Origin of the sequence: Paenibacillus woosongensis, from assembly GCF_030122845.1 — a bacterium.
Taxonomy (GTDB): domain Bacteria; phylum Bacillota; class Bacilli; order Paenibacillales; family Paenibacillaceae; genus Fontibacillus; species Fontibacillus woosongensis_A.
In genome coordinates this window covers 2,860,005-2,873,571 of record NZ_CP126084.1, presented here as the reverse complement: position 1 = coordinate 2,873,571, position 13,567 = coordinate 2,860,005, and the positions used below count along the sequence as shown (strand labels likewise).

The window sequence follows — 13,567 nt, the reverse complement described above, 5'->3', positions numbered from 1 at the left end:
GCGGATCATGAGGATCCGCTCTTTGTTATATACATAGAATATGGAGTTGGACAAAGCTTCTTAGGATGACAGTCCTTCTGCCCGCAAGCGAGCCGTATTGTCGTATACTTCCTTGAGTAAGCGGGAAGGCTGGGTACGGACGGCAGGTTTTGCCAGCACGGTCTCGTTAGGACCGATCACGATGATTTCGTGTGCGGTTCCCTTGATGACCGCTCCATCCTTGATAACGGCACCTTCGCCGATGATCGCTCGCTCAATGAGCACATTGCGGCCGATTTCTACGTTCGGCATGACGATGCTGTCCTTGATCTTGGTATGGCGGCCAATGATCGATCCGCCGAAAATGACCGAACGTTCCGCACAGCCTTCGAGGGTGCAGCAATCGTGAACCATGGATGCTTTAATTTCGGCGCTGCGGGTTTTGACAGAACCCAGCTTCGTACGCATTTCGCGCGTATACATCGGCCATTGCTCATTCGGAAACGTCCAGTCGCTGCCGCTCAGCAGGTCCATGTGAGCGTCCCACAGACTTTGGACAGTACCGACGTCGCGCCAGTACCCTTTAAATTCATAGGCATGCAGCGGCATGGAACCGGCAAGCATTTTAGGGATGACGTCTTTGCCGAAATCATGGCTGGAGTGCGGATCATTAGCATCTTCGATCAAATGCTGCTTCAGGAAATCCCACTTGAACAGGTAAATACCCATGGAGGCCAGATTGCTCGCAGGCTGCTCCGGCTTTTCGGCGAATTCTGTAATCCGCTGCTGTTTGTCGATAGACATGACGCCAAAACGATGGGCTTCCTCCCAGGGTACCGGCATAACGGAAATGGTCGCCCAAGCTCCTTGCTTGATATGGGAATTCAGCATTTCGCGATAATCCATGTGATAAATGTGATCACCAGACAAAATAAGGACGTTATCGGGCGAATAGCGATCCACGTATTCGATGTTTTTATAAATGGCATCGGCGGTGCCTACATATTCATTGTTTCCGGTATTGTCCGTGCCATAAGAAGGGAGCAAAGCGATACCGCCATTCTCCGTTCTGGGCAATCCCCATGCCTCGCCGTCTCCGATATGCTGGTGGAGTGATTCTGCTTCATATTGTGTCAGAACACCGATGGTATCGATTCCTGAGTTTACGCAATTGCTGAGAGGAAAATCGATAATACGGTATTTGCTGCCAAATGGCACTGCCGGTTTAGCCTGTTTGGACGTGAGAGGAGATAATCTCCTGCCTTCCCCTCCGGCCAACAGCATGGCAATGCAATCCTTTTTGTTCATGTCGTTTTCCCTCCCTGTGGATTTTCAATGTAGTACTTACATAAACGAGATGTGCAGCCCTTGAAACGATCAGAAGATAAAGTGGATGAAAAGTTACATTTTATTTTTTCAACCAGAAATTCGTTATTCAGTCAGGAAATAAATGGGTAAATTAGTTGTTGGAACATTTAGAAAAGCAGGTGATCATTCCTTGTTATTGTCAGAGCGATCGTCCAAGCAAGCCATTTCAGCAAGCGATATTTACTTATTTCATGAAGGTACGCTGTATCGCAGTTATTTCACGTTCGGTGCGCATCGGGCGGTTGAGGACGGCCGTACAGGTGTCAGATTTACCGTGTGGGCACCCCATGCGATTCGTGTTGGCCTTGCGTCGGACTGGAATGAGTGGAGTGGGCAGAACGATTTATTATATAAGATACCCGATTCGGGAATTTGGACTCGCTTTTTCCCCGGTGTTGAAGAAGGAACTTTTTACAAGTATGAAATAACAGGACCAGACGGCGATACTTTCCTAAAAGCTGATCCATATGCCTTTCATGCGGAGGTCAGACCGGCGACGGCATCCATTGTGCGATCATTGTCAGGCTACAAATGGAATGACGGAAAGTGGAGAAGCAAGAACAGAGTGCCGTTTCAGAGACCTCTAAACATTTATGAGGTGCATTTCGGCACGTGGAGGCAAAAACCCGGCGGCGATTTTTTCACTTATCGGGAGATGGCTGACGAGTTAATTCCTTATGTCGTAGATATGGGCTACACCCATATTGAAATTATGCCGCTCGCCGAGCATCCTTACGATTTGTCCTGGGGTTACCAGGCTACCGGTTATTTTGCGCCTACGAGCAGATATGGCGAGCCTGAGGATCTCATGTATTTCGTTGATCGCTGCCATCAGGCGGACATCGGGGTACTGCTGGATTGGGTGCCAGGACATTTCACAAAGGATGCTCACGGGCTGCGTATGTTCGACGGGACACCGCTGTACGAATACGGTGATCCGCTAATGGCTGAGAAGCCGGGCTGGGGAACGCTCAGCTTTGATTTCTCGAAGCCGGAAGTACGTTCCTTCCTCATTTCCAATGCTTTGTATTGGATGGATGTTTACCACTTTGACGGTCTTCGCGTCGATGCGGTCACCAGCATGATTCGTCTCGATTTTGAGAAGCAGGCTGGTCAGTACCGGCTGAATGATCAGGGCGGCATTGAGAATGTCGAGGCGATATCCTTTCTGCGGCAGCTCAACCGTACTGTATTCCAATATTATCCTCACGCACTAATGATGGCAGAGGAATCCAGTGCATGGCCGCTTGTGACTGCGCCGATCGAGGATGGCGGGCTCGGATTCAACTACAAGTGGAATATGGGCTGGATGAACGATACGCTCGAATATGTCGAGAAACATTTTCAGCAGCGGCCTAGCTATCACAATTTACTGACCTTTCCGATCTGTTACGCTTATTCGGAAAATTTCATTTTGCCTTTATCACATGATGAAGTGGTTCATGGAAAAAAATCTTTGCTGGATAAAAATCCGGGCAGCTACGAAGAGAAGTTTGCCGGGCTGCGGCTGCTGCGCGGGTATCAGCTTACTTCTCCCGGGAAGAAGCTGCAATTCATGGGCGGTGAGTTTGGGCAATACATTGAATGGAAGGATCAGGACCAGCTGGACTGGTTCCTTCTGGATTATGATTCGCATCGTTGCATGCTGGAATACACGGCTGCTTTGAACAAGCTGTATTTGCAGGAGCGGGCGCTGTGGGAACTGGATCATTCCTTCGACGGTTACCAGTGGATTAACCCGCATGATGCCGCTCAAAGTGTGATTTGCTACTTGCGCAAGGGCAAGAAAGCGGGAGACACGCTGCTTGTGATCATTAATTTTCAGGCAGTCCCGCGAACGGACTACCGTGTAGGCGTGCCTAAACCAGGAGAATATACGCTGATATTCAACAGTGACGATCCGGCCTTCGGCGGTAACGGGACAATGATAAGAACTAACCTGGCCTCTGTTAAAATACCTTGGCAAGAGCAGTCCCATAGCGTAGTCATGGATATAGCTCCCCTAAGTATGACGATTTGGAAGAAGACGTTGAAGCGACAAACTGCTTCAGCGAAGAGGAGGACGAAGAAGAAATGAAAATTCTGTTCGCCGCGGCGGAAGTTGCGCCGTTCATCAAGACGGGTGGCCTGGCCGACGTCATTGGAGCATTGCCTAAAGCGCTGCACGAGGCCGGACACGATGTCCGGATCGTGCTGCCGAAGTACCGGGATATGTCCGCTGCTTACAGTGACCTCCTTGAACACTGGGGGGCGGTTGAAGTTCCCGTCGGCTGGCGCCGGCAGTACGGTGGCATCGAGTATTTGGCTTGGGAGGAAATCCCGGTATATTTTATCGATAACGAATATTACTTTGGCAGGGAAGGGGTGTACGGCTACTGGGACGACGGGGAGAGATTTGCATTTTTGAACCGGGCTGTGCTGGAGATTCTGCCTGCGATCGATTTCTGGCCAGACGTACTGCACTGTCATGATTGGCACACCGCGATGATTCCCCTTTTACTAAAGGAACACTTCCGCCATCACCCTAATTACGCTGGCATTCGTACCGTATTCACCATTCACAATTTGCTGTATCAAGGGCTATTTCCTGACGAGGTGCTTGGTGACCTGCTGAGCTTGCCGCACACTTATTATACGCCGGAGGGCGTCGAATATAACGGTGCTGTAAGTTTTATGAAAGCAGGCTTGGTGTTTTCAGATCATGTTACAACAGTAAGCCCGACTTACGCGGAGGAGATCAAGACACCGTATTACGGTTACGGACTGGACGGACTGCTCCGTTCTCTCGGGGACCGATTGTCGGGAATTGTCAACGGCGTGGATACGAAGCTGTACAATCCGGCGACAGACGAGGTACTGGCCGTCCGGTACAAGTCAAGCGCAAAGAAGAAGCAGGAGAATAAGGAGGCTTTGCAGGAAGAATTGGGTCTGCCTGTATCCGCCAGGACGCCTCTCGTAGCGATGGTTACGCGGCTTGTTGAGCCGAAAGGGCTTGATCTGGTCATCCGCATTTTGGACGAGTGGCTGGCCTCTGACGATGTTCAATTCGTCATTCTTGGTACAGGCGACAGGGCGTATGAGGATTGGTTCAGAGAAGCGGCGCATCGTCACCCAGCAAAGCTGTCGGCGCAATTGCTGTTTAGTGACGCATTGTCCCGGAAAATATATGCGGGCAGCGACCTGTTCCTGATGCCCTCCAAATTCGAGCCCTGCGGAATTAGCCAGCTGCTTGCGCTGCGTTATGGCAGTATCCCGGTCGTCCGTGAAACCGGAGGGTTGAACGATACGGTGAAGTCCTACAACGAGGCGACCGGAGAAGGGAACGGATTCACGTTTGCGAATTTCAATGCCCACGACTTGCTGTACACATTGCGCCGGGCAATCGAATTTTATCATCAGCAGGATCACTGGAAGCAGCTGCTTCACAATGCCTTTACTGGAGATTACAGCTGGGCGGTGTCGGCCAAGCAATATATCGATATCTATGAACGAGTTGCAAGAGATGCCTGAACAACGGCAAATCCCCCAATCCTTCGATTCAACCCGAGGAGTTGGGGGATTTGTAGTTTCCAGCAGATCAACGTCAGCTATTTCAGCATACGGCACAGTATGCGGTATCCGTACGGATCAAGGCTGATATTCATGATGCCTTTGTCCGGCATCACGCGTTCGCCTGTCAGAGCATCATACCAGTCGTTCGTGTCCATCGGATGCGACAGCGTACGCTTCTTACCGGTATTGTTCATCCAGATCGTAAAATGGACCTTGTCGTCGAGCCGCTCGTAAATGATGCAGGGATCATGAATGTCCGCATGCAGGAAGCGGAAGCGGCCTTGGCGCAGTGCGGCGTGCTTATTACGCAGAGCAATCATTAGTTTATAGAAATCATACAGCTCGCGATCCTGTTTATGGGGATCCCAGACCATACATTTGCGGCAATCGGGATCGCCATTTCCTGCTATACCGACTTCATCGCCATAGAAAATGCATGGTGTTCCCATATAGGTGAAGAGAAAGACGACGCAGAGCTTCAGTTTACGCTTGTCATGTCCTACGCTGGTCAGCAGCCGCGGCGTATCATGGCTGCACAGCATGTTGAAAATAACCTCATTGGTTTGCTGCGGATAACGCATGATGAGCGAGCCCATCTCATTGGAGAAGCTGTATCCGTCCATGCCTGCGTTAAAGAAGGTTAGCACTTTGTCGGCGAAGGGATAGTTCATGACGGAATCGAACTGATCCCCGAGCAGCCAGTTGAGGGAATCGCTCCAGACCTCTCCGATAATATAAGCATTCGGGTTGGCCGCTTTGACGACTTTTCTGAAATCGCGCCAGAAATGATGGTCAATTTCATTGGCGACGTCAAGGCGCCACCCGTCAAGATTGATTTCTTTGATCCAATATTCCGCTACGCCAAGCAAATATTCCTTCACTTCAGGATTCGCAGTGTTGAATTTCGGCATATTGCCAAAAAATCCGAACGTATCGTAAGTGGGAATGCCGTTCTTAATGGACACTGGGAATTCATTAATATGGAACCAGTCAATATACTTGGAATCCTGCCCATGCTTCAGCACATCCTGAAAAGGAGGAAATTGCTCGCTGCAATGGTTGAACACGGCGTCCAGCACAATTCGGATCCCTTTTTCGTGACAGGCCGCGACTAACCGCTTTAATAGCGCGTTGTCCCCAAAATGAGGATCGACATTCTTATAGTCGACCGTGTCGTATTTGTGATTGGAGGGGGAGGTGAAAAGTGGTGTGAAATAAATAGCATTAATACCAAGGTCGACTAAATCGTCTAAATGATCCAGAACACCTTGCAGATCGCCCCCGAAAAAATTGTCGATCTTTGGCGTTCCTCCCCAGGGTTCCGTTGGCTTAGGATCGTTAGACGGGTCGCCATTCGCAAAGCGCTCGGGCATAATTTGATAAAACACAGCCTCTTTGGCCCATTCCGGTACTTTGAAAACGTCAATCTCATGAATATAAGGAAATTCGTACAACTCGCCCGGCGGAGTAGGCGGCTCATGTCCGATCCCGCTGTCCTGCATATAAACCGTTTCGCTGCCGGCAACCAGTTTGAAGGCGTAGGAGAGCCGTTTGTATTTCGGCTTCACGGCGATTTCCCAGTAATCGAACATCGCGTCATGGGCCGCTTTTTCCATGGCCAATTCCTGATAGGTCTTCTGCCAGTCGTACTTGTCCCCGGTCATGGCGAATACTTGCTCTATATCGTCTCTTTTGGTGCGCACACGCAAATGAATCGTTGTTGGATTATAAGCATAAGCCCATTTATCGCGAGGCACGTGGTACAAAGCTTCAAGCAGCATGCGGCCACCTCCTTAACATCTGCTTCAGCTAATTAATAACCAACTCTCCCTTGGTATGAACCATTATTCCCTGAATAAGAGGAGGCCATGAGCCGCGTTTTATAATGTATAAAATCATTGATTCAGGTAACGCGATGATGTGATAAAGTTCATTGTTATTGATAAAAGGAATGAAACAGGCGGGTTTGAAGAGTGGATTTTAATGGCAATCATATAGGTTCTACTCGGGAAGTGATCTAAATAACATGAAATAGAGCAATTGACCGTGGGTATAATAGATGCAGAAAGGAAGAAAGAAAAATGTCGAAATTTTCTTTTGCATATATATGCATAATGATCTATAATTAGCCCAGTGAAATCATGAGATGATGATTAATTTTCATAACTTAGCAAGGAGAGAGAGACATGAAAAAATGGGGTACATTATTGATGGCGGTGCTGTTGCTTACGACTGCACTGGCAGCTTGCGGACAAACCAAAGAAACCAAGGACAGCTCGCAAGGATCTGACACGCCGGCAGCGAAGAAGCTGGTTCTCGGATTGAGCGCCGATTTCCCGCCATATGAGTTCCATATCAAGAATGACAAAGGGGAAGACGAGATCGTCGGATTCGACGTGGAAATCGCTAAAGAAATCGCCAAGGATATGGGGGCAGAGCTCGAAATCAAGGATATGGTGTTCTCATCCCTGCTCAATGAGCTAGGCAGCGGCCGGGTGGACATCGTCATTTCCGGATTGAGCCCGACGCCTGAGCGTGCGAAAGAAATTGAAATGTCACAAATCTACTACAACGCCAAACAGGCAGTCGTTGCCCGCGAAGCGGACAAAGATAAATATTCCACGCTTGAATCGCTGGAAGGCCTCAAGATCGGCGTTCAGAAGAGCTCGATCCAGGAGGACATCGCTAAGGAAATTCCTGGTGCGAAGCTGACCTCTCTGGCGAAGATTTCTGACATCATCATGCAGCTGAACTCGGGGCGTGTTGATGTAGCTATTATCGAAGGCCCTGTTGCCGAATCGTTCGTGAAGAATGTTGACGGCATCGTCATTACCGATGCGGAGCCGGTAACGGAGGATGACGGCTACGTCGTAGGCATTAAGAAGGGCAACAAGGAGCTGCTGGACCAAGTGAATGCCACATTGGATCGCCTGATCCAGGACGGGAGCATTGAGAAATTCGTACAAGAAGCCAGCGATCTGTCCATTAGATAACTTGGCGTTGGCAATGCGATGATAAGACAACCTGGCAGAAAATAGCGGAGCAAATTCGCTATTTTTCTGTTTTTTAACGAAACGGGCGCTGTAATTGGAGGTATGATAGGCTTATGAACTTTTTTACTGAATTTGCAACGATGTTTTGGGAATACCGCAGTTATTTTCTAACCGGACTGCAGTACACGTTATGGCTTGCTGCGTTAGGCGTATTATTCGGGTTCATTCTCGGATTGTTTGTCGCTTTGATCCGGATGTCGCCATGGGGAATCGTACGCTTTATCGGACATGCCTGGGTTGAGTTTCTGCGCGGAACGCCGATGCTAGTACAGCTGATGATCATTCACTACGGCTTGTCTTACATGTTCGATATCAATTTTGATCCGATTGAATCGGGGGCGATTACGCTGTCCATTAACAGCTCGGCTTATTTAGCGGAAATATTCCGCGCGGGCATTCAGGGCGTAGACCGCGGTCAAAGCGAAGCGGCGCGTTCGCTCGGAATGACGCAGGGTCAAACGATGCGTTTCATTATTATTCCGCAGGCGATCAAAAACGTGCTGCCGGCGATTGGCAACGAGTTCGTTGTCATCGTCAAGGAATCGTCGATCGTTTCCTTTATCGGGGTGACCGAAATGATGTTCCAGGCGGGCGCCGTTCAAGGGATTACGTATAACGGCATGATGCCGTTCCTGATCGTTGCCGTGATGTATTTTATCGTCACTTTTACACTTTCCCGCATTTTGGGCCGTTTCGAAAGGAGGCTGCAGGCTAGTGATAACCGTTAAGAATTTGCATAAAAAATTCGGCCAGCTGCATATTTTAAAAGGCATTGACCTGGAAATCAACCGCGGCGAGGTCGTCGTCGTTATCGGGCCGAGCGGATCGGGAAAAAGCACCTTCCTGCGCTGTCTGAACCGGCTTGAGGAGCCGTCCAGTGGCGAAATTCATTTCGAAGGAGAGCTTATTACCGGCAAGAATCATAATATCAACAAAACCCGTGAGAAGATGGGTATGGTATTTCAGCATTTTAACCTTTTTCCTCACAAAACGGTGCTTGAGAATATTATGATGGCTCCGCTTCAGGTGAAAAAACAGGCGAAGCAGGACGCAGAGGCCTTCGCGCTTCAGCTGTTGCGCAAAGTGGGTCTGGAGGACAAGAGCGGGGCTTACCCTTCCCAGCTGTCAGGAGGACAGAAGCAGCGCATCGCCATCGCTCGCGCCCTGGCGATGGAGCCGCATGTGATGCTGTTTGACGAGCCGACGTCCGCACTCGATCCCGAGATGGTGGGCGAGGTTCTGGAAGTCATGAAGGAGCTGGCGACAGGCGGGATGACGATGGTGATCGTCACGCATGAAATGGGCTTCGCCCGCGAGGTCGGCGACCGCATCTTGTTTATGGATCAAGGCGTTATTATCGAGCAGGGCAGCCCGCAGCAGGTGTTCGGTTCGCCGCAGAATCAGCGGACGCAGGATTTCTTAAGTAAAGTATTGTAATTTGTAATTAGAATAGCACCAAAAAGGCATGACCGTGGGTCATGCCTTTTTGGTGCCGTCTGTCAAAATTTAAATTTTTGTTACGGTTTTCGTCAATGTTTTTTCTTATAAATACTGGTTTGAATACCATTGGTAACATTTGCATGGCCCATAGGTTACAAAATTGTGATATATTCATTACGGCCGAAACACTGCCAAGGCAGGTGCGGGGGACGACTTATGACGAGCAATGCAAGTACAAGGTGACAAGCATGGCATGTCTTGGGGTGAAGCGCTGATGATCGGCGCCGGGAGCTATCCTTTTTTCCGAATCCGACAACTAACTCCGCAGGCCAAGTTAAAGGAGGAGCATCATGTTTAAACAACGTAAAGGTCTTCACAAATTGGGAATGGGGATTAAGTCAGCGGTGATTGCAGCCGGGTTGTTAGGAGCGCTGCAGGCCGTGCCAGCATATGCGGATTCAGTACATACGGCGAAGAATGGGGACACCTTCTATATTCTCGCCAAGCAGTACGGGGTCAATTTGGACAAGCTGATGAAAGCGAATCCGAGCATAGAAGCAACGAATATTTACGAAGGTTTAAAAATCACGATACCAGGACAAAACATGCAGGCGCTTTCCGCCTCTGGAAGCGAGGCTCAGCCGCTCTCTACGCTAAAAGTATTAACGGCGGAACGGGTCGTACAGGCCTGGGGCAAATCGTTTAACTACAAATCCACAGTAAAGGTCAAAGCGACAGCTTACTCTGCGGCTGCCAGCGAAAACGGGAAATGGGGCCCTGTCGACTATTATGGCAATCCTTTGAAGCTCGGAACGATCGCTGTTGATCCAAACGTCATTCCGATGGGCACCAAAGTGCTGGTCACCGGACACAGCCATCCTGATCTGCCGAAGAACGCCTTCGTCGCCACAGCGACTGATCAGGGCGGCGCGATCAAAGGGAACCGCATCGACATCTTCATTCCGGCGAGCCCGCAAAAGGTTAACGACTTTGGTTTTCAGGATGTCACGCTATATGTTTTGAATTAATACAAATTTAAGCCATGATTAGATGATATTAAATAAGGACGTCCACTGCGAGATCTGGGGATCTGCAGGGATGTCCTTTTTTTGCTTGCAAACAGGTGCTGGTTATAGTGCTTTCTTATAAGATAGCAGCTCGGGAATCGTTACGAAGCGATAGCCACGATTCCGCAGCACCTTAATAATATCCGGCAGAGCCTCGATAGTTCCCGTCAAATTGGAACCCGTACCGCCCCCGGCATGCTGCAGCACGATGGATCCCGGACCGACGGCGCTGAGCACGTTATGCTTGACCTTCTCTTTGCTTAGCGCTTTCCAATCGAGGGAATCGACGTTCCAGTTAATGATTTTGTAGCCTTGCCGCTTGGCCCATTTGAGCTGCTCCTCGTTAATTTCTCCGTAGGGGGGACGAATGAGGCGAGGTTTGTAACCGATAATCCGTTCGATCACTTTCTCGGTTCGCTCAATTTCGCTTTTGAATTCCTGGACGGATTGTTTCTTAAACAAAGGGTGGCTGTAAGAATGGTTGCCGATGATATGCCCTTCATGGTGAATTCTCCGCAGCAGCTCCGGATGCTTCTTCGCCCGGCTGCCTACGACGAAGAAAGTGGCTTTGACGCCGTGTTTCTTCAGTATATCCAACACTTTAGGGGTGAAGCGCGGATCGGGAACATCATCGAAGGTCAGGGCAATTTGCTTGACCTCAGGACCGCTGAACTTGAACGTTTCCGAGTATTTCCGCCGGAGCTCTCCCAGCGTCATTGGCTTAGCTTCGGCATTTACGGCTTGTTCGGAGGAGGTGGGTTCCGGGTTTAACACGGATTCGGCAGGCGCGGGGGCCATTCCCGTAACTAGCGCCAGGCATAACAGCCATGCGCCCGGCGCCTTGAAGAGTTTGGACATGGATACCTTCTCCTTTGATCGCTGAATGGTTATTTACTGGTATGCCCAAAACTTCACATAAATATGACCGCTCCTGCAAGGGTGTGCTATTTGTCACAGACTTGCCCGCGCAAAAATAGCATCTTTAGATAAAGCAGTGAAGCAGTAGATACGCTTATTTGTTAGTGAGGTGAGAGGCATGGCGGTTGTCATGGTAAATGTAGAAGTAGCCCCGAACATTTTCAGATTAAAGGCTGCAGGATCATACACGGGACGGATGGGCCAATTCTATATGGTTCGGGCATGGGATAAGTATCCTCTGCTCTCCAGGCCGCTCAGCATCTTTAACCGGGACGGGGGAGGCATTGAGTTTCTTTATCAGCTAGCGGGGGAAGGGACAAAGCTTCTCAGCGCTTTGCGGCCCGGAGATGAGCTCCAATTGGAGGGCCCGTTTGGAAATGGGTTCCCGGAAGTGCCGGCTGAAGAAAAAGTCGCTCTGGTCGGGGGCGGGATCGGCGCAGCTCCGTTGTTCTATGCGCTTGGCGAGTATTCTGCTGCGGACGTGTATTTGGGATTTAGCCGGGAGGCTTACTTGGTGCAGCAATTCGAAGCGGCGACGACCGGCAACGTGATAGTGGATGTGGGCGGCATTGTGCTGAAACAGGTTGATTTTAACGCTTACGATACCATTATTGCTTGCGGGCCGGAGCCGATGCTTCAAGCTGTGCAGCGCCGGAAGCAGGAATCCGCCAGTGCGGCCAAGGTGTACGTATCGCTGGAAAATCGCATGGCCTGCGGCATTGGGGCTTGTCTCGTGTGCAGTGTAAAATGCCGGGATCAACGGCGTAAGGCCTGCGCGGACGGACCGGTATTTTTGGCGGAGGAGGTAGTGTTCGAATGATTGATTTGTCGTGCAGCATCGCGGGCGTACATTTTAAAAATCCGGTCGTTATGGCTTCAGGAACTTTCGGCTTCGGCCGGGAATACGGCTCTTTGTACGATATTAACCGGTTGGGCGGCATCTCCGGTAAAGGATTGACCCTGCATCCAAAGGAAGGCAACCACGGAATTCGCGTATTCGAGACGCCTTCCGGCATGCTGAACAGTGTTGGCTTGGAGAATCCGGGCGTAGCGTCATTTTTGCGTGAGGAATGTGAGTACTGGGCAGGCTTGAAGCTGGCGAGAATCGCTAATCTGGGCGGCAATACGCTGGAGGAATATGTGGAAGGAGCGCGGCTGATCGAGGAGGATGCTCTCCGCCGCAGGGTGTCCGGAAACCAGGCCGTTGATATGATCGAGCTTAATATATCCTGTCCGAACGTCAGAGCAGGCGGTATGGCCTACGGTATTAAGACGGCGGTTGCCCGCGAGGTCGTCAGGGAAATCCGCCAGGCGACGACGCTGCCATTAATGGTCAAGCTGTCTCCGAATGCCGAGGATATCGTGCAAATGGCGGTGATGTGCGAGGAGGAAGGAGCGGATGCTGTCTCTCTGGTTAATACCTTTTCTGCCATGAAGATTGATATCTATAAGCGGCGCAGTGTGTTTGACAATCTGTACGCCGGTCTATCGGGTCCGGCAATTAAGCCGATCGCATTGCGTATGGTGCATCAGGTGAGCAAAGCGGTCACCCTTCCGGTAGCCGGGATGGGCGGCATACAAAGCGCTGAGGATATTGTGGAGTATATTATGGCAGGTGCAGCGGTCGTTCAGGTAGGGACTCACAATTTCGTCCATTTGCGGGCAGGGGAGCAGCTGGTTGACGGGCTGCAAGCTTTTATGGAGCGAGAAGGGATCTCGTCATTGGATGAGATTCGAGGGGTTGTTTAAATGGAGCGTTTTGCGGATATTGTCCTGCAAGAGATGGCTGTTGGCAAGGATATTCTGTTCATTGTTTCCGGGGGAGAACGGCATATCGGAGCGTCGTCGACCGCCTACTGGAACGAAGGCCAGATCCATGTCCAGACTTGCGCTGTGCCTGGTCATAAGGAACATGTATTAAGCGAAGGACTAGCGATGCGGGCCGCCGAAATGCTTCGCCGGACGGTCACACTCGTCATGGGCATTCATTATGATCAGCTTAGCCGCGAGGAGATTAACGCGATTAGCGGGCATGTCTCCCGTCTTATGGATGAATTCTTGCTCCGGCAGGTAGGCATCGGGTTTGAACATCAATCAAATCAGGGTAATGAATAGGAGCGGACCTTGAAGGTAGCCCTTTTTTTTCATCCAAACATTGCTTTTCGAGGGAGCTAGGCGATAACATGGATA

At 50.3% G+C, this 13,567-nt stretch carries 12 protein-coding genes and 1 riboswitch; of the genes, 9 read left to right on the top strand and 3 right to left on the bottom strand.

The genetic code is table 11. From position 1 onward, the window contains the following. Positions 1–60: 60 nt before the first annotated feature. Entirely contained in the window at positions 61–1,287 is a 1,227-nt protein-coding gene (locus QNH46_RS13110; protein WP_283924717.1) for a glucose-1-phosphate adenylyltransferase, read from the bottom strand. A gap of 196 nt (positions 1,288–1,483) precedes the next feature. Here QNH46_RS13110 and glgB point away from each other — a divergent pair, with 196 nt between their 5' ends. After that, on the top strand, positions 1,484–3,424 hold the full coding sequence (gene glgB / locus QNH46_RS13105; RefSeq protein ID WP_283928432.1) for a 1,4-alpha-glucan branching protein GlgB: 1,941 nt from the start codon (positions 1,484–1,486) through the stop codon (positions 3,422–3,424). Then, complete coding sequence (glgA, locus tag QNH46_RS13100) at positions 3,421–4,857, top strand: glycogen synthase GlgA (protein ID WP_283924716.1); 1,437 nt, start codon at positions 3,421–3,423, stop codon at positions 4,855–4,857. The genes glgB and glgA overlap by 4 nt, the downstream gene beginning before the upstream one ends. Before the next feature lie 77 nt (positions 4,858–4,934). Here glgA and QNH46_RS13095 read toward each other — a convergent pair whose 3' ends face one another. Next, on the bottom strand, positions 4,935–6,680 hold the full coding sequence (locus tag QNH46_RS13095; RefSeq protein WP_283924715.1) for an alpha-glycosidase: 1,746 nt from the start codon (positions 6,678–6,680) through the stop codon (positions 4,935–4,937). A gap of 405 nt (positions 6,681–7,085) precedes the next feature. Between QNH46_RS13095 and QNH46_RS13090 the strand changes: the two genes are divergently transcribed. The 4 genes from QNH46_RS13090 to QNH46_RS13075 all read left to right on the top strand — a co-directional run bounded on the left by QNH46_RS13090 (position 7,086) and on the right by QNH46_RS13075 (position 10,420). Continuing rightward, positions 7,086–7,892, top strand: coding sequence for a transporter substrate-binding domain-containing protein (locus QNH46_RS13090; protein WP_283924714.1), 807 nt, complete (start codon positions 7,086–7,088; stop codon positions 7,890–7,892). A gap of 113 nt (positions 7,893–8,005) precedes the next feature. Beyond that, positions 8,006–8,680: an amino acid ABC transporter permease gene (locus QNH46_RS13085; protein WP_283924713.1), complete on the top strand. Its 675-nt coding sequence runs from the start codon at positions 8,006–8,008 to the stop codon at positions 8,678–8,680. Then, a complete protein-coding gene (locus QNH46_RS13080; protein WP_213592248.1) occupies positions 8,667–9,389 on the top strand; it encodes an amino acid ABC transporter ATP-binding protein in 723 nt (240 codons plus the stop codon). The genes QNH46_RS13085 and QNH46_RS13080 overlap by 14 nt, the downstream gene beginning before the upstream one ends. A gap of 171 nt (positions 9,390–9,560) precedes the next feature. Next, positions 9,561–9,740, top strand: a riboswitch (cyclic di-AMP (ydaO/yuaA leader). A 2-nt stretch (positions 9,741–9,742) separates the two neighbouring features. Further along, positions 9,743–10,420, top strand: coding sequence for a 3D domain-containing protein (locus QNH46_RS13075; RefSeq protein WP_283924712.1), 678 nt, complete (start codon positions 9,743–9,745; stop codon positions 10,418–10,420). 102 nt (positions 10,421–10,522) lie between these two features. Here the strand turns inward: QNH46_RS13075 and QNH46_RS13070 are convergent, their stop codons facing one another. Further along, complete coding sequence (locus QNH46_RS13070) at positions 10,523–11,317, bottom strand: polysaccharide deacetylase family protein (protein ID WP_283924711.1); 795 nt, start codon at positions 11,315–11,317, stop codon at positions 10,523–10,525. A gap of 178 nt (positions 11,318–11,495) precedes the next feature. Between QNH46_RS13070 and QNH46_RS13065 the strand changes: the two genes are divergently transcribed. The 3 genes from QNH46_RS13065 to lpdD are packed head-to-tail and all read left to right on the top strand — an operon-like array spanning position 11,496 to position 13,492. Then, a complete protein-coding gene (locus QNH46_RS13065) occupies positions 11,496–12,197 on the top strand; it encodes a dihydroorotate dehydrogenase electron transfer subunit (RefSeq protein ID WP_283928431.1) in 702 nt (233 codons plus the stop codon). Further along, positions 12,194–13,126, top strand: a complete 933-nt coding sequence (locus QNH46_RS13060; RefSeq protein ID WP_283924710.1) for a dihydroorotate dehydrogenase — start codon at positions 12,194–12,196, stop codon at positions 13,124–13,126. The genes QNH46_RS13065 and QNH46_RS13060 overlap by 4 nt, the downstream gene beginning before the upstream one ends. Then, positions 13,127–13,492, top strand: a complete 366-nt coding sequence (gene lpdD / locus QNH46_RS13055; protein ID WP_283924709.1) for a prenylated flavin chaperone LpdD — start codon at positions 13,127–13,129, stop codon at positions 13,490–13,492. Positions 13,493–13,567 lie beyond the last annotated feature (75 nt).